The sequence below is a fragment of the Paraburkholderia sp. HC6.4b genome (assembly GCF_014200875.1).
Classification (GTDB): Bacteria; Pseudomonadota; Gammaproteobacteria; order Burkholderiales; family Burkholderiaceae; genus Paraburkholderia; species Paraburkholderia tuberum.
On sequence record NZ_JACHDC010000015.1, the window covers coordinates 132,458 to 149,954 of the forward strand.

A 17,497-nucleotide genomic window follows, 5' to 3' on the forward strand; every position below is an offset into this window, starting at 1 on the left:
CGGCCGCGCATGATGCGCGACGCGAAGTGCGTGAGCGCCCCTACCCAAACACCCTCTTCCACAACGCCAGCACCGCCTCGCGCTCGGCCGCCACCAGCGCCGGATCGACCCGCGCCTTCTCCATCCCATCGAGCCGCAGCGTGTGCTGCAGCTTGCGATAGCGCCGATAGGCGGCGCCGACCGTCTCCGCTTCCGCTTCGCTCATCAGCCCGAAACGCGACACCTCACGCAGCAGCGCGATATTGCCGGTATTGCGGATCAGCTCGGGATCGCGCGCCGCATGCAGCAGCACCCAGTACTGCACGGTGAACTCGATATCGACCATGCCGCCGCGGTCGTGCTTCAGGTCGAACAGCGCCGGCGTATGGTTCGGGTGTCCCGCCTCGACACGCGCGCGCATCTCGACGATCTCTTTCGCGAGCGGCGCCGCTTCGCGCGGCGTCGTCAGCACCTGTTCGCGGATCGCCTCGAACTTCGCGCCGATCTCCGGATCGCCCGCGCAGTAGCGCGCACGCGTCAGCGCCTGATGCTCCCACACCCACGCGGTATTCGCCGCGTCGCCCTCGCGCAGCTGGTAGCGACGGAACGCATCGAGGTCGGTGATGAGCAGGCCCGACTCGCCGTTGGGTCGCAGCCGCAGGTCGATGTCGAACAATGTGCCGGCGCCGGTCGCGGTGGTCAGCCATGTGATCAGACGCCGTGTGTAGGTTGCGTAGACGTCGGCGGCGGCATCGCCGGGATCGTCGTACAGGAAGATCACGTCGAGGTCCGACGCGTAGCCGAGCTCCTTGCCACCGAGCTTGCCGTAGGCGATCACCGCGAAGCGCGGCACGTCGCGATGACGTTTGGCCAACTGCTTCCACACGGCTTCGATCGTCACGTCGAGCACTGCGTCGGCGAGCTCGGACAGCCGGTCGCTGACGTGCTCGACGGACAGCTTGCCGGCAAGCTCGATCAGCAGAATGCGGAACACCTCGGCCTGATGCGCGTGACGCAGCAGATCCATCTGCTGCTCGACGCCATCGGCGGCGGCGAGCCGCAAACGCAACGTACGCTTGAATTCAGCCCAGTCGAACGGACTGTTGATCGCCTCGACGTCGAGCAGCTCGTCGAGCAGCTGCGGATGGCGGATCAGATAGCCGGCCGCCCAGCGCGAGCCGCCCAGCACCGACAGCACCTGGTGCAGCGCCTGCGGATACTCGGTCAGAAGCGCCAGATACGCGCCGCGCCGGCTCACCGCTTCGAGCAGATCGAACAGGCGCGCGACCGTATCGCCGCGCCGCCCGGCCGGCTCCAGCGTGCGCGCGGCTTCGAGCGCGCGCTGCGCGACGATGTCGAAACGCTGCCGGCTGCGCTCGTTCAGGCCCGTGTAGCGCGACGAGCGCCACACCGCCTGCAGCCGGGCGAGCAGCTCACCGGGCTCGGCCACCCCCAGTTCGACGAGGCGCGCGCGCAGTGCGTCGTCGGCGCTATCGTCGGCGAGCGCGCTGCTCCACACCCACGCGGCCGCGCCGTCCTCGGGCGCGCCGCAACCGTCGCGGCCGCCCACCTTGTCGGCGAAAATCTGGTCGAACTGCTGTTCGACGAACTCGCGATGCGCGTCGAGCTTCGTCATCAATTGCGGGTAGTCGTCGCAGCCCATCACGCGCGCGAGCGCCATGCGGTCTTCGGCATCGACGGGCATCGCGTGGGTCTGCGCGTCGTTGCGATATTGCAAACGATGCTCGAGCTCCCGCAGAAAGCGATACGCCTGCGACAGCTTCACGCACACCGACGGATCCATCAACCCATTCGTGGCCGCGTGGCGCAGCACGGCGAGCGTCGGCCGCACGCGAAAGCCGGCGTCCTGGCCGCCGCGGATCAGCTGGAACACCTGCGCGCTGAATTCGATTTCACGGATGCCGCCACGGCCTAGCTTGATGTCGTCGGCCTTGTCGGGGCGCATCGACGCGCGGCGCTGCGCCTCCTGGCGGATCTGCAGATGCAGCGCGCGAATCGCGCTGATCACGCCGAAATCCAGATAGCGTCGATAGACGAACGGCGTGACGATCGCCCCGAGCTGCTTCTGCAGCCGCTGCGCCGAGGCGCTCGCGCCCTCGGACACGAGCCGGCCCTTGATCCACGCGTAGCGCTCCCACTCGCGGCCCTGCACATAGAAATACTCTTCGAGCATGCCGAGGCTGCATACGAGCGGCCCCGAATCGCCGTTCGGCCGCAGACGCATATCGACGCGAAACACGTAGCCGTCGGCGGTGACTTCGGCGAGCGCGCCGATCAGCCGCTTGCCGAGCCGCGTGAAGAACTCCTGGGTCGCGAGCGGCGAGCGCTGGCCGCCGGCGGTCTCGCCGTCGTCCTCATAGACGAAGATCAGGTCGATATCCGACGACACGTTCAGCTCGCGCCCGCCGAGCTTGCCCATACCGACCACGCCAAGCGTGAGCCGTTCGCCCTGCTGGTCGCGCGGCTCGCCATACAGCGCTTCGAGCTCGGCGCTCAGCACCGTCAGCGCGCGCTGGATCGTCGTTTCCGCGAGATCGGTCATCGCGCCGGTGACTTCGGCGATATCGGCCTCGCCGGCCAGGTCGCGCTCCATCACCGCGCAGAATACTTCGGTGCGCAGCTGGCGCAGCGCGCGCTTCAGCGCATCTTCGTCGACCGGCGCACCGGCTGGGCCCGCCGCCTCGGCGCACAGTTCGTCGAGACGCGCGTCGATACGCTCGCGCGTCAGCGGTTCGTCGGCCAGCGCGCCGACATGCGCGACCAGTTGCGGGCGGGCCGCGGCGGCGCGCGCGGCATAGTGCGAATAGCTGGAACTCAGGAGGGTGGCGTCAGTCATCAAAAATCTGGCTCGCTCGTTGCTTGATCGAATTTGTCCGGCGGTATTCTGACGGTGTCCGGGTGTCGTTCCGGGGTCGTTGTCGTGTCGTTCCGTCGTGCCATCGGCATGCGGCGACAAGCGTGCCGGACTCCGTGCCGGACGGCCTCGCCAATCGCCGTCACGGGCCGTCGGACAGGGTTTGCAGGAGGTCCGCCGACGCTTTCCCATGTGATACATTTCGTCGTTAACACGCAAAACTACCATACGCCCAGCCGCCGCAGCATGTCCGAGCGAAACGAATCCGCCGACCCGCAAACCCCACCGCAGGTCCGGCATGTGAGCGGAAGCGACCACATCGTGCTGCGTCGGACGTTGCGCGTGCTCGCCGCGCTCGCGCTCGTCCTCTATTTCATCGCGGGCGGACTGTTTCTGGGTTTGCGCTACGTGGTGCTGCCGCGCGCCGACATGTTCCGGCCGCGCATCGAAGCCACGGTCTCCGACAAGCTGCGCACCCAATTCACGATCGGCCGGCTCGCGCCGCACTGGAGCGGCTTCCAGCCAGGGCTCGATGTCACGAATCTCGTCATCCGCGATCACGACGGCCAACCCGCGCTGACGATTCCGCACGCCACCGCGTCGGTGTCCTGGCGCTCGCTGTGGGAGTTTCATCTGGCGCTGTCGAGCCTGATCGTCGATCAGCCGGACGTGCTGGTGTCGCGCAGCGAGGACGGCGTGCTGTCGGTCGCGGGCGTGCCGGTGCCGACGCGCCACAGCGGCAACGACGCGCTGTCCACCTGGTTGTTGCGTCAGCAGGCGATCGTCGTGCGCGGCGGCGTGCTGCGCTGGCGCGACGCGACGCGCAACGAACCCGAACTGGCGCTGCGCGACATCCGCATCGCGATCCTCAATGACGGCCGCGACCACCGCATGGCGCTGCAGGCGCCACCCGACGGCCAGGTGTTGAAAGGCCCGCTCGACTTCCGCACGCACTTCCGCCACGCGCCGCTCTCGGCGCTCGGCAAGCCGATCAACTGGAGCGGGCAGGTGTACATGTCGACGGGTCCGGTCGATCTGCCGACGCTTGCGCGCTACATCCAGTTCCCGATCGAGACGTTCGCCGGCCGCATCGACAATGCAATCTGGATCGACTTCAGCGAAGGCCGCATGACCCAGGCGACCGGCCAGTTGAGCGGTTACGACGTCGCGATGCGCGTGCGCCCGACCCAGCCAAGGCTGCTCGTGCCGATCACCCACTTTCTGTGGCGCGTCGAGGCAAACGAAGGCGAGTACCGGCTGCAGCTGTCGGACCTGCGTGCCGAGCTCGGCCAGCCGCCGCTCGAAGACGGCACGCCGCTCGCGCGCATCCTGCGCTTCCGGACCCTCGACAGCCGCTACCGGATGGCGTCGCAGCAGCATGGGCAGCTTTTGAGCGTCAGCGGCGATCGCGTCGATCTCGGCATCCTCGCCGAATTCAGCCGCGCGCTGCCGCTGCCGCGGCACTTTCTCAATGAACTCGTGCGCATCAATCCGCGCGGGCGCGTCGCGAACTACGTGATCGAGCTCGAGCGCGGCAAGCCGGAATCCGGAGAAGTGGGCAGCGACCGTCGGCCGACGGGTGCTGAACCGATCGAGCGTTATCGCTTCAAGGGCGATTTGCAGGGCATCAGCTTTGCCGCCCAGGAGCCGGGGCCGGGCCTGACGCCGCGCGGCCACCCGCGCGCCGGCGTTCCCGGCATCGAAAACCTGTGGGGCAGCGTCGACGCCGATGAAAAAGGCGGCCACGCGAACTTCGATACGACCAACGTGGCGATCACGCTGCCGGGCGTGTTCGACGATCCGCGTCTCACGCTTGCGCGTCTGCACGGCCGCGCCGACTGGACGATGGGCACGAAGGCACCGGGCGACACGCGTCCCGCGTTCGCGCTCAAGCTCAACGATTTCAGCGTATCGAACCCTGACGTCGAGGCGAGCGCGACTGCGAGCTACAGCAATCCCGGCCACGGCCGCGGCTCGCTCGACCTGAAAGCCGACTTCCGGCGCGCGCAGGTGACGCACATCGCCCGCTATCTGCCGACCGCGGTCAGCGAAAAGCTGCGCATTTACCTCGGCCACGGCTTGCAGGCTGGCGTGTCGCGTGGCGGCACGATCGAAGTGCACGGCGACCTGACCAAGTTCCCCTACGCGCGCGACCCCGACGCCGGCATCTTCCACATCGTCGCGCCGTTCACCGGCGGCAAGTTCGATCCGACGCCGTTCCCGCCGCGCAACATGCGCAACGGCACGCCAAACGTTTGGCCGCCGCTCGACGGCATCGACGGCGTGTTCGAGCTCAGGCAGAACGTACTGCGCTTCGACATCGACCGCGGCCGTTACAAGCGCGTCGCGCTGACCGGCGTGAACGGCCGCATCGACGACCTCGGCACCAAAGGCTCGAACCTCACCATAGAGGGCAACGGCCGCGGCCCGCTCGCCGATATGCTCGACTACGTGAACGGCAGCTCGCTCGGCATCATGGCGCGGCACCAGACCGAAAAGATTCGCGCGGAAGGGCCCGCGTCGCTCGCGCTGAAGCTGACGATCCCGCGTACGCCGAAGCCGCATATCGGCGTGGAAGGTGCGCTCGGCTTCCAGAACAATCGCCTGAGCGTGAGCAATGCGCCGTCGCTGTCGCAGCTGAACGGCCGGGTGCGCTTCACCGAACGCACGGCCGAGGTCGAGCGGCTCTCCGGCCAGTTCCTCGGCGGTGACGTGCATGCGAACGGCGGCTTGCGGCAAGACGGCACGTACGCGCTCGCGCTCAACGGCCACATCGCCGTCGATGCCGCGCGCGAACTGCATCTGCATGGCCCGGCCGCACAGGTGCTCACGCATATGAGCGGCAGCGTGCCTTATGCATTGCGCGTCACCGGCGCGAAGGGCCGCCTGCCGGAGGTCAGCGCCAACTCTGATCTGAGCGGCCTCGGGCTCGATTTTCCAGCGCCGTTCAAAAAGACTGCCGGCACGCCGATGCCGCTGCACTTCTCGGTCAATCCGTCAACGGGGCCGGGCGAAGCCGGCCTCGAACGCGCCGACCTGACGTTGGGGCCGGTCGCCGCCGCGTATCTGCTGCGCTATCGGCCGAACGCGCAGCCGCGTACGTCACCGACCGTCGTGCGCGGCGCGATCGGCGTGAACCGGCCGGTCGACCTGCCGTCCGAGGGCGTGGTCGCCGCGGCGGACATCAAGGAGATCGATGCCGACGCCTGGCGCGCGCTCGCCGCGCAGCTGCGCGCGGGCGGGGCGAATGGCGTGAACGGCGGTGCGAACGGCGGCAATACCGCCAACAGCGCGGCCACACCCGCGGCCGCGCCTACGGCCGTGCCGAATCCCATGCTCACGCAGTTCCTGCCGAACCGCTTCGCGCTGCACATCGACATGCTTACGCTGCTCAAGCGTCACTGGGACAACGTGATCGTCGGCGCGTCGCACGCGGATCGCACGTGGCAGGCGAACATCGCGTCGAATCAGGTGTCAGGCCACGTGTCGTGGCTGCCGGGAGCGACCCGCGAATCGCCGGGCGAACTGCAGGCGCGCTTCGCGCGCGTCGTGATTCCGTCGGTCGCGGACAAGGACCTGATCGGTCCGGCGATGTCGGCGCCCGCGCTGAACATGCCGTCGATCGATCTGGTCGTCGACGAGCTGATCGTGCACGATCGCAACGTCGGCCGGCTCGAGGTCGACGCGCACAACTTCGAAGAAAACGGCGTGCCGGTCTGGCAGCTCGACAAGCTCGATGTGACGAACCCCACCGCGACGCTGACCGCGACCGCGAACTGGCGTACCTCGACCGAACTGCCCATCTCGGCCGACGAAGCCATGCCGCGCCGCACCGTGTTCGATTTCAAGCTCGACATCAAGGATGCCGGCGCAATGCTCGAGCGCTTCGGTCTGCCGAGGACGCTCCGGGGCGGCACCGGCTCGATTCAGGGCAAGGCCGTGTGGCAGGGCGGCCCGACCACGATCGACTATTCGACGCTGAACGGCAACCTCGCGCTGGATCTACACCACGGTCAGATCCTGAAGGTCGATCCGGGCGTCGCGACGCTGCTCGGCGTGCTGAGCCTGCAAAGCCTCGCGCGCATCGCCACACTCAATTTCCGCGATGTGATCGGCGAGGGCCTGCCGTTCTCGAGCGTGACGGGTACCGCGCAGATTCATGACGGCATCGCCCGCACCGACAACTTCAGGATGGTGACCGCGCCGGCCCGCGCCGAGATGGTGGGCTCGGTCGACATCGCGCAGAAGAGCCAGGACCTGCACCTGCACGTAGTGCCGACCGTCAGCGCCGGCTCCGCGGTGATCGCCGCGACGGTCATCAATCCGCTGATCGGCCTCGGCGCGCTGATCGCCGATATCGCGTTCACGCATGGGGTGTCGCACGTATTCGCGCGCGACTACGCGATCACCGGCTCGTGGTCGAAACCGCACGTCGAGCGGGTGACGGGCGAACGGGGTAAGATTGACGCTCCGGCTTCGACCGTGGAAGCGCACTGAGCTCCGGTTTCCCTGGCGCCGCCGTCTCGAACCACGCGGCCGCTCGTGCCGCTCTATCGACTCAATGCGCCAACGGGGCCGAGCCAGCCCAGAACCATGCATGCGGCGCCCGCGCTTCACACCGCCGCCCGCCGGGAGTCTTTCGACACGCTCATGAGCGAAACACACGTCACTTCATCCGCATCCGCCGCAACCTCCAGCGGCCTTGTAGCCAGCCCCTTCCGGGTCGCCGCGCTGCAGATGGTCAGCTCGCCGGATCGCGATCGCAATCTCGCCGACGCAGAGCGCCTGATCGCCGAAGCCGCCGCCGACGGCGCGCAACTCGTGCTGCTCCCCGAGTATTTCTGTTTCATGGGCTTCAAGGACACCGACAAGCTCGCCGTGCGCGAGCCACATCAGGACGGCCCGATCCAACGCTTTCTCGCCGACGCCGCGCGCCGCCACCAGATCTGGGTGATCGGCGGCACCCTGCCGCTGAACGCACCGGAGCCGTCGCGCGTACTGAACACGACGCTGGTGTTCGACCCGAACGGCAACGAGGCCGCGCGCTACGACAAGATCCACCTGTTCAACTTCGAAAAGGGCGAAGAATCGTTCGACGAAGCGCGCACGATTCGACCCGGCACCTCGGTGCAAAGCTTCGAGGCGCCATTCGGCCGGGTCGGCCTGTCGGTCTGCTACGATCTGCGCTTTCCCGAGCTGTACCGGCGCATGGGCGACTGCGCGCTGATCGTGGTGCCGTCGGCGTTTACCTACACGACCGGCCGCGCGCATTGGGAGCTGCTGCTGCGCACTCGCGCGATCGAAAACCAGTGCTACGTGCTCGCCGCGGCGCAAGGCGGCAAACATGAAAACGGCCGCCGCACCTGGGGCCACAGCATGCTGATCGACCCGTGGGGCGAGATCGTCGCGGTGCGCGACGAGGGCGCCGGCGTGGTCGCGGGCAACCTCGAACGCGCGCGCATCGACGAAGTGCGGCAAAGCCTGCCGGCATGGCGTCATCGCGTGCTGACCTGAAACCGACATTGAAACTGCGGCGCCTGCCACGCATATAGCGACGCAGGCGCTCCCCGACCCCTTCGTATCGAGCAGAACATACTTCGCATGAACATCATCGAACCCGGTATCCGTAATCTCGCCGCCGCCAAGGACATCCTCCTCACGCCCTATGGTCTCGACGAATCGCTGCTCACGCGCACGCTCGCCGAAATCTTCACGCACCGCGTCGACTACGCGGACCTGTACTTCCAGACCACCCGCAGCGAAGCGTGGAGTCTCGAGGAAGGCATCGTGAAGTCGGGCAGCTTCAGCATCGATCAGGGTGTCGGCGTGCGCGCCGTGTCGGGCGAGCGCACCGCGTTCGCCTACTCGGACGACCTGTCGCCCGAAGCGATCCGCCAGGCGGCCATCGCCACGCGCGCGATCGCCAAGGCAGGCGGCGGCAAGCAGAAGATCCAGGTGGCATCGTCGCTGACCGGCATCGCCGGGCGCGATCTGTACCTGCCGTCCGACCCGCTGCATTCGCTCGACGCCACCGCCAAGGTCAAGCTGCTCGAGCGCATCGAGCAGATGGCGCGCGGCCGCGACCCGCGCATCCAGCAGGTGATGGCGGGCCTCGCCGGCGAATACGACGTGGTGCTGGTCGCGCGCAGCGACGGCGGCTTCGCGGCCGACATCCGGCCGCTCGTGCGTGTCTCGGTGACGGTGATCGCCGAGCAGAACGGCCGCCGCGAAATCGGCAGCGGCGGCGGCGGCGGGCGTTTCGACTACGGCTATTTCACCGATGAAGTGTTGTCGCGCTATGTCGACGACGCAGTGCACGCCGCTCTCGTCAATCTCGACGCGCGTCCGGCGCCGGCCGGCGCGATGACCGTCGTGCTCGGGCCGGGCTGGCCCGGCGTGCTGCTGCACGAGGCGATCGGCCACGGGCTCGAGGGCGACTTCAACCGCAAAGGGTCGTCGGCATTCGCGGGACGCATCGGCGAGCAGGTCGCCGCGAAGGGCGTCACCGTGGTCGACGACGGCACGCTGCCGAATCGTCGCGGCTCGCTCAATATCGACGACGAAGGTAATCCGACCCAGTGCACGACGCTGATCGAGGACGGCATCCTGAAGGGCTACATCCAGGACACCCTGAACGCGCGTCTGATGAAGATGCCGGTCACCGGCAACGCACGGCGCGAATCGTACGCGGCGCTGCCGATGCCGCGCATGACCAACACGTACATGCTGAACGGCGACAAGGACCCGCAAGAAATCCTCGCGTCCGTGAAGAACGGCCTGTATGCGGTGAACTTCGGCGGCGGTCAGGTCGACATCACGAACGGCAAATTCGTATTCTCGGCCTCCGAGGCGTACATGATCGAGAACGGCAAGATCACGTATCCGGTCAAGGGCGCGACGCTGATCGGCAGCGGACCGGAATCGCTGAAGTACGTCACGATGATCGGCAACGACATGAAGCTCGATTCGGGCGTGGGCGTGTGCGGCAAGGAAGGCCAGAGCGTGCCGGTGGGCGTCGGTCAACCGACGCTGCGCATCGAGCGGATGACGGTCGGCGGCACGGCCTGATTTCGTCACGGATGCACGCTTCGCGCACGCAAGGCGCGAAGCGTGCGGGTTTTCCGCATTTTTCGACGCCCCAGCTTGTCAGCCGAGCCTGTATCGGGTTATAAACTCACTCACCCTTTTTGACCAGCGACGCATTCACTTCGCCATGTCCGCCAAGTTTTATTTTTACTTTTTTTGGTATCTCAGACCGCTGGCGGATCGAGAGGGGTGTTAGTGCACGCAGGACACCGAGAATTCCCGAAAAACCGCCAGCTAGCCTGGCGGTTTTTTTTCGTCTCACGCTTTTCGATACCTGACTGACATTTTGTCGTTGACCATTTTTTGATCGTCGTCCGCTCTGGCCTCGCTGTTTGATCACTGACTGATCGCCCCGTTGCCCGCGCGAACACGCTACGAACCGATTCAGGAGAACAACATGCCCCCGCACAATACCGATGATGTCCGCATTCGCGAATTGAAGGAACTCACGCCGCCCGCTCACCTGATCCGCGAATTTGCCTGCGACGAGACGGTTTCCAACGTGATCTACGACTCGCGCACCGCGATGCATCGCATTCTGCACGGCATGGACGATCGTCTGATCGTCGTGATCGGCCCGTGCTCGATTCACGATCCGAAGGCCGCGATCGAATACGCGGGGCGTCTGATCGAGCAGCGCAAGCGCTTTGCCGGCGAACTCGAAGTCGTGATGCGCGTGTACTTCGAAAAGCCGCGTACGACGGTGGGCTGGAAGGGTCTCATCAACGACCCGCATATGGACAACAGCTTCAAGATCAACGAAGGTCTGCGCACCGCGCGCGAGCTGCTTCTGCGCATCAACGAACTCGGCCTGCCGGCCGGCACCGAGTACCTCGACATGATCAGCCCGCAGTACATCGCGGATCTGATCTCCTGGGGTGCCATCGGCGCGCGCACGACCGAATCGCAGGTGCACCGGGAGCTGGCTTCGGGACTGTCGTGCCCGGTCGGCTTCAAGAACGGCACGGACGGCAACGTGAAGATCGCCGTCGACGCGATCAAGGCCGCCTCGCAGCCGCACCATTTCCTGTCGGTCACGAAGGGCGGCCACTCGGCGATCGTATCGACCGCGGGCAACGAGGACTGCCACGTGATTCTGCGCGGCGGCAAAACGCCGAACTACGACGCCGACAACGTCAACGCGGCCTGCGCGGACATCGGCAAGGCGGGTCTCGCCGCGCGTCTGATGATCGATGCGAGCCACGCGAACAGTTCGAAGAAGCACGAAAACCAGATTCCGGTGTGCGCGGACATCGGCCGTCAGATCGCCGCGGGTGACGAGCGGATCGTCGGCGTGATGGTGGAGTCGCACCTCGTCGCGGGTCGCCAGGATCTGCAGGAAGGCTGCGAGCTCACGTACGGGCAGAGCATTACCGATGCGTGTATCGGCTGGGACGAAAGCGTCGCGGTGCTCGAAGGCCTTGCCGAAGCGGTCAGGCAGCGCCGCGTCGCGCGCGGCAGCGGCAACTGAACACCTGCCCCGCCGCCACTGCGGGGGCTTGTCGGCAGTCCGTAGAAGAAACCCGGTTCAATATCGAACCGGGTTTTTTTATTGGCCATTCGGACGAATGGTACTCAGCCTGCTGCCTCGATATCGTCATAGCTCGTTGCCTGGTCGCTTACACGCTTGACCAGGCTGGAGAATGCGTATAAGATTTTATACATGAGGTGGCGATGGAGCAGGAAAAAGAAATTCGCTGGTTAGGCTCCAGCTACCGTGATTTGCTCGCTTTTCCCAACGAAGCGCGTCGTCTCGCAGGGTTTCAGCTTCACAAGATTCAGTCAGGACTCGACCCTGACGACTGGAAACCGTTCGAGTCTATCGGCGCGGGAACGCGCGAAATTCGCATCAGAGACGAGGACGGCATTTTTCGCGTGATGTACGTCACGAAATACGCCGAAGCGCTGTACGTGCTGCATTGCTTTCAGAAGAAAACGCAGAGGCTCGGACCGCACGACAGAAGAATTGCCGAAACGCGCTACCGCGCCATCACCCATTACAGGACCACCCAGCCATGACGATCGACACCAACATTCGTCACGTAACGCGAGCCGGCGCGAACGTGTTCCTCGAACTCGGTTTTTCCGCCGATGAAGCGAAGCGCCTTCACGCGGCGTCGCAAAAGCAGATCAACGACACGCGGCTGCTCAAGGAACAGCTGATGACCGAGCTGTCCACGTGGATCGAACAGCATCATCTGAAGCAGGCCGAGGCGGCCGAAATCCTGATGGTGTCGCGCCCGCGCGTGTCCGACGTCGTCAACAAGAAAACCACCAAGTTCACGATCGACACGCTCGTGGAAATGCTGAGCCGCATCGGCAAGCCGGTCACGCTCGCCGTCGGTTGAGCCTCGGCTCGTGCGACGCACCGTGCGTGTCCATGCGCACATGTGCGTCGCCATTCAAGGCGCGCCGCGATCGTGCTGCCACAGCACGTCGGTGCCACCGTCCGCGCGATTGAGCACGCGCGCCAGCACGAACAGCAGATCGGACAGCCGGTTCACGTACTGACGTGGCGCCGCGTTCAGCGCCTCGTGTTCGCCAAGCGCGACGATCGTCCGCTCCGCGCGGCGGCAAACGGTACGGCACACATGCGCGAGCGCGGCCGCGCGCGAACCGCCCGGCAGAATGAATTCCTTCAGCGGCGGCAGCGTGGCGTTGTAGTCGGCGAGCCAGCCGTCGAGCTGCGCGAGATGCTGTTCGGTAATCATCGTGTGACCGGGAATGCACAGCTCGCCGCCCAGATCGAACAGGTCGTGCTGGATTGCGACCAGCGCCGCGCGTACGTTCTCGGGCAGGTTCTCGCACAACAGCACGCCGAGATTCGAATTGAGTTCGTCGACGTCGCCAATCGCGGCGATACGCGCGCTGTCCTTGCGCACGCGGCGGCCGTCGCCGAGACCGGTGGTGCCGTCGTCGCCGGTGCGAGTGGCGATCTTGCTGAGGCGATTGCCCATGACGTCTCCCATGTATTAGTGACGATGCTGCCAGCTGGTTTGTCCATATTGCACGCATCGCGAAATCGCCGCCATTATATGAGCGGAAGCCGACCCAGCGCTGCCTGGCGGGCGAACGGCGTAAAATGAAATACTTGCTGCAAACAGACCGTTATTTAAAGAAACTTTCATGGGACCGGAGTAAGCGCTGTAGCGCTAACTCCGGTCGACACAGGAGACATGCGTGAACCATCCCGTGCCGCCGGCGCCGCTACGCCGGCCGTTTCCCGCCGAATTGCTGAACCGGCTCAAAGCCGCTTTCGGCGATCGGGTTTCCGTTGCCGAAGCCGTGCGTGCGCACCACGGCCGCGACGAATCTCCGTTCGATCCGCAACTGCCTGACGCCGTCGTGTTCGCGCGTACAAGCGAAGACGTGCAAACCGCCGTCAAGCTGTGCGGCCAGTACGACGTGCCGATCATTCCGTACGGCAATGGCTCGTCGCTCGAAGGACATCTGCTTGCCGTGCAAGGCGGCGTGTCGATCGATCTGTCGGAAATGAACCGGGTGTTGTCGATCAACGCCGAAGACCTGACCGTCACCGTCGAGCCCGGCATCTCGCGCAAGCAACTGAACGAAGCGCTGCGCGACACCGGCCTGTTCTTCCCGATCGACCCCGGCGCGGACGCGAGCATCGGCGGGATGTCGGCAACCCGCGCGTCGGGTACCAACGCCGTGCGCTACGGCACGATGCGCGAGAACGTGCTCGGCCTGACGGTCGTGCTCGCCGATGGCCGCGTGATCAAGACCGGCTCGCGCGCGCGCAAATCGTCGGCGGGGTACGACCTCACGCGCCTGTTCGTCGGCTCGGAAGGCACGCTCGGCGTGATTACCGAAATCACGCTGCGCCTCTATCCGCAGCCGGAGGCGGTGTCGGCCGCGGTGTGCACGTTCCCGTCGATGGGCGATGCGGTGCGCGCGGTCATCGAGACGATCCAGATCGGCGTGCCGATCGCGCGTGTCGAGTTCGTCGATTCACTTGCGATCCGCTCGATCAATCGCCATTCGAATCTGACACTGCGCGAAGCGCCCACATTGTTCTTCGAATTTCACGGCACCGAGGCCGGCGTCAAGGAACAGGCCGGACTCGTGCAGGAAATCGCCGCACAGAATGCCGGTGAAGGCTTCGAATGGGCGACGCGCCCCGAAGACCGCAGCCGTCTGTGGAACGCGCGTCACAACGCCTATTTCGCGATGCTGCAACTGAAGCCCGGCTCGCGCGCGGTCACCACCGACGTCTGCGTGCCGATCTCGCGTCTCGCGGAGTGTGTGGTCGAAACGGAGCAGGATCTGTTGGCGTCGCCGCTGCCCTGCCCGATCGTCGGCCATGTCGGCGACGGAAACTTCCACGTCGCGATCCTGATCGATCCGGACAAGCCCGAAGAGCTCGAGGAAGCCGAGCGCCTGAACCATCGCATCGTGCAGCGCGCGCTGCGGATGGACGGCACCTGCACCGGCGAGCATGGCATCGGCCTGCACAAGATGGGCTTTCTGCTCGAGGAGCACGGCGACGTCGCGGTCGACACGATGCGCTCCATCAAGCACGCGCTAGACCCTCGCAATCTGATGAACCCGGGCAAGATTTTCGCCTGGGCGGCGGCCTGATCGACACTGCGCATGCCGGCCGCGGCAAACCGCTGACACGCCCAGCGGCAACCGCGCCAAGCTGAACACGCAAGTGATGCGAAGCAGGCAGCACGAAACACGCAGCACGAAACGGCCGGCTCGAACCAGCAAGCCGGACCGGCGCAAGCCACGAGGAGACAACTCACATGAACGCACCCGCTGAACTGTCGGCCGAAGTCCTCGCGCAGCGTCAGCGCGAGGTCGTGCAGGCGCTGATGGCCGTGTTGCCGACCCACTGTCTGCTGTATCGCGAAGAAGACACCGTCGCGTACGAATGCGACGGACTCGCCGCGTACCGGCGTTTGCCGCTCGCGGTCGTGTTACCGGAAACCGAATCGCAGGTGCAGCGCATCGTGCAGATCTGCCATCGCCTCGAGGTGCCCATCGTGCCGCGCGGCGCGGGCACCGGGCTGTCCGGCGGCGCGATGCCGATTCGGCACGGCGTGGTGGTATCGCTCGCGCGCTTTCGCAAGATCGTCGAAGTCGACTCGTACGCGCGCATCGCGACCGTGCAGCCGGGCGTGCGCAATCTGGCGATCTCCGAAGCCGCGGCGCCGTATGGTCTTTACTATGCGCCGGATCCGTCGTCGCAGATTGCCTGCACGATCGGCGGCAACGTGTCAGAGAATTCGGGCGGCGTGCATTGCCTGAAGTACGGCCTCACCGTGCACAACGTGCTGCGCGTGCGCGCGGTCACGATGGAAGGCGAGATCGTCGAATTCGGCTCGCTCGCGCCCGACGCGCCGGGGCTCGATCTGCTCGCGGTGCTGATCGGCAGCGAGGGCATGTTCGCGATCGTCACCGAGGTCACCGTCAAGCTGATCCCGAAGCCGCAAACGGCGCAGGTCATCATGGCCAGCTTCGACGACGTCGTCAAAGGCGGCGACGCCGTCGCGGGCATCATCGCGGCGGGCATCATTCCGGCCGGCCTCGAGATGATGGACAAGCCCGCCACGCGCGCGGTCGAGGAGTTTGTCAACGCCGGCTACGACCTCGACGCGGCGGCGATCCTGCTGTGCGAATCGGACGGCACGCCCGAGGAAGTCGCGGCCGAGATCGTGCGCATGACCGCGGTGCTGCGCGAGCACGGCGCGACCCGTATCCAGATTTCACGCACGGAAGCCGAGCGCCTGCGCTTCTGGTCCGGGCGCAAGAACGCGTTTCCGGCCGCCGGCCGCATTTCGCCGGACTACTACTGCATGGACGGTACCGTGCCGCGCCGCAGTATCGGGCCGCTGCTCGCGCGCATCGAGGAGATGGAGAAGACCTACCAGTTGCGCTGCATCAACGTATTCCATGCCGGCGACGGCAACATGCACCCGCTGATCCTGTTCAACGGCAACGACCAGGACGAGTGGCATCGCGCCGAGTTGTTCGGTTGCGACATCCTCGAAGCTTGCGTCGAGCTGGGCGGCACGGTGACGGGCGAGCATGGCGTCGGCATCGAGAAGATCAATTCGATGTGCGTGCAGTTCTCGCCCGAAGAGCGCGATACGTTCCACGCGGTCAAGCGAGCATTCGACGCGCCCGGCCTGTTGAACCCCGACAAGGGCATCCCGACGCGGGCGCGCTGTGCCGAATACGGCAAGATGCACGTGCGCGGCGGCCTGCTGCCTCATCCCGAGCTGCCGCGCTTCTAGCGGCTGGGGTTTGCAGCGCGCATCCACCGTTCGCCGCGCCCGCGCTGATGCTGGCGCGGCCTGCGCGGCGCTTTGCGCCCTCCCCGGCGCTTTGCGCCCTCCCCTCCAGACCGATGTCGCGCCCCGTCATGCGGGTGCGCTCCGGCTTGCCAGCGAGCCGCCGCCCGGTACAATCAAACGAAACACAACGAGCAGGACACCATGGAAGAGGACGACATCGTCGCCGTATGGTCCGAACGCGTGCGTTCGGCCAGCGCCGAGGGACGCGCGCTGCGCATCCGCGGCGGCGGCACCAAAGACTGGTATGGCCAGACGCTGGAAGGTGAGATCCTCGACACGCGCGCTTATCGCGGCATCATCGCGTACGATCCGGCCGAGCTCGTGATCACCGCGCGCGCGGGAACACCGCTGCTGGAAATCGAAGCCGCGCTCGCCGAGCACAACCAGATGCTGCCGTTCGAGCCGCCGCACTTCGGGCCGCAGGCCACCTTCGGCGGCTGCATCGCCGCTGGCATTTCGGGGCCGCGCAGGCCGGCCGTCGGCGCCGCGCGCGACTTCGTGCTCGGCGCCGTCGTGATGAACGGCCAGGGGCAGGTGCTGCACTTCGGCGGCCAGGTCGTCAAGAACGTCGCGGGTTACGACGTGTCGCGGCTGCTCGCGGGCTCGCTCGGCACGCTCGGGCTGATCCTCGAGCTGTCGGTCAAAGTGCTGCCGCGGCCGCAGGTCGAAGCCACGCTGAAGTTCGACATGAACGGCACCGACGCGGTACGCAAGCTCAACGAATGGGGCGGCCGGCCCCTGCCGATCACCGCGAGCGCATGGCGCAACGGCACGCTCGCGGTGCGCCTGGGCGGCGCGGAAGCCGCGGTCAAGGCAGCGCGCACCGGGCTCGGCGGCGAAGTCGTCGATGCGGTCGAAGCTGAACGCTTCTGGGCCGGCCTGCGCGAACAGACCGATTCGTTTTTCGCGGGCATTCCACCGAAGGCCGCGCTGTGGCGTCTCGCGCTACCGTCGATCACCGAGCCGCTGCAGCTGCCCGGCGCGCAACTGATGGAATGGGGCGGCGGCCAGCGCTGGTGGATCACCGACACCGACGCGCAAACCGTGCGCATCAGCGCGAAACAGGCCGGCGGCCACGCGACCATCTTCCGCAGCGGCCACGGCTACGACCGCGGCGCCGGCGTATTCACACCGCTGCCCGCGCCGCTGATGAAAATCCATCGCGGCCTCAAACATGCATTCGACCCGGCCCGCATCTTCAACCGCGGCCGTCTCTACTCCGACTTCTGAGCGACGC

General features: G+C 66.2%; 11 protein-coding genes. 9 read left to right on the top strand and 2 right to left on the bottom strand.

The genetic code is table 11. From position 1 onward, the window contains the following. Window positions 1-40 precede the first annotated feature (40 nt). On the bottom strand, window positions 41-2,836 hold the full coding sequence (gene glnE / locus HDG34_RS22730) for a bifunctional [glutamate--ammonia ligase]-adenylyl-L-tyrosine phosphorylase/[glutamate--ammonia-ligase] adenylyltransferase (RefSeq protein ID WP_184062294.1): 2,796 nt from the start codon (window positions 2,834-2,836) through the stop codon (window positions 41-43). A gap of 264 nt (window positions 2,837-3,100) precedes the next feature. Here glnE and HDG34_RS22735 point away from each other — a divergent pair, with 264 nt between their 5' ends. From HDG34_RS22735 to HDG34_RS22765, 6 genes are all read left to right on the top strand, one after another. Further along, complete coding sequence (locus tag HDG34_RS22735) at window positions 3,101-7,351, top strand: YhdP family protein (RefSeq protein WP_184062296.1); 4,251 nt, start codon at window positions 3,101-3,103, stop codon at window positions 7,349-7,351. A 153-nt stretch (window positions 7,352-7,504) separates the two neighbouring features. Beyond that, on the top strand, window positions 7,505-8,368 hold the full coding sequence (locus HDG34_RS22740; protein ID WP_184062298.1) for a carbon-nitrogen hydrolase family protein: 864 nt from the start codon (window positions 7,505-7,507) through the stop codon (window positions 8,366-8,368). Window positions 8,369-8,455: 87 nt separating this feature from the next. After that, window positions 8,456-9,922, top strand: coding sequence for a metalloprotease TldD (gene tldD / locus HDG34_RS22745; RefSeq protein ID WP_090803105.1), 1,467 nt, complete (start codon window positions 8,456-8,458; stop codon window positions 9,920-9,922). A gap of 415 nt (window positions 9,923-10,337) precedes the next feature. Continuing rightward, window positions 10,338-11,411, top strand: coding sequence for a 3-deoxy-7-phosphoheptulonate synthase AroG (aroG, locus tag HDG34_RS22755; RefSeq protein WP_090805593.1), 1,074 nt, complete (start codon window positions 10,338-10,340; stop codon window positions 11,409-11,411). Window positions 11,412-11,614: 203 nt separating this feature from the next. After that, complete coding sequence (locus tag HDG34_RS22760) at window positions 11,615-11,959, top strand: type II toxin-antitoxin system RelE/ParE family toxin (RefSeq protein WP_184055553.1); 345 nt, start codon at window positions 11,615-11,617, stop codon at window positions 11,957-11,959. After that, the gene (locus HDG34_RS22765; protein WP_090803102.1) at window positions 11,956-12,288 is read left to right on the top strand and encodes a helix-turn-helix domain-containing protein; all 333 of its coding nucleotides are present in this window, start codon (window positions 11,956-11,958) and stop codon (window positions 12,286-12,288) included. The genes HDG34_RS22760 and HDG34_RS22765 overlap by 4 nt, the downstream gene beginning before the upstream one ends. 54 nt (window positions 12,289-12,342) lie before the next feature. Here the strand turns inward: HDG34_RS22765 and HDG34_RS22770 are convergent, their stop codons facing one another. Next, window positions 12,343-12,897, bottom strand: a complete 555-nt coding sequence (locus HDG34_RS22770; RefSeq protein ID WP_184062300.1) for a cob(I)yrinic acid a,c-diamide adenosyltransferase — start codon at window positions 12,895-12,897, stop codon at window positions 12,343-12,345. A 223-nt stretch (window positions 12,898-13,120) separates the two neighbouring features. Here HDG34_RS22770 and HDG34_RS22775 point away from each other — a divergent pair, with 223 nt between their 5' ends. The 3 genes from HDG34_RS22775 to glcE all read left to right on the top strand — a co-directional run bounded on the left by HDG34_RS22775 (window position 13,121) and on the right by glcE (window position 17,490). Beyond that, window positions 13,121-14,539, top strand: a complete 1,419-nt coding sequence (locus HDG34_RS22775; protein WP_184062302.1) for an FAD-linked oxidase C-terminal domain-containing protein — start codon at window positions 13,121-13,123, stop codon at window positions 14,537-14,539. Between the two features lie 167 nt (window positions 14,540-14,706). Beyond that, window positions 14,707-16,200, top strand: a complete 1,494-nt coding sequence (locus HDG34_RS22780) for an FAD-linked oxidase C-terminal domain-containing protein (protein WP_090803097.1) — start codon at window positions 14,707-14,709, stop codon at window positions 16,198-16,200. Between the two features lie 201 nt (window positions 16,201-16,401). Then, window positions 16,402-17,490 (top strand): glycolate oxidase subunit GlcE, encoded by a 1,089-nt coding sequence (glcE, locus tag HDG34_RS22785; protein WP_090803095.1) that lies wholly within the window; start codon window positions 16,402-16,404, stop codon window positions 17,488-17,490. Window positions 17,491-17,497: the final 7 nt, after the last annotated feature.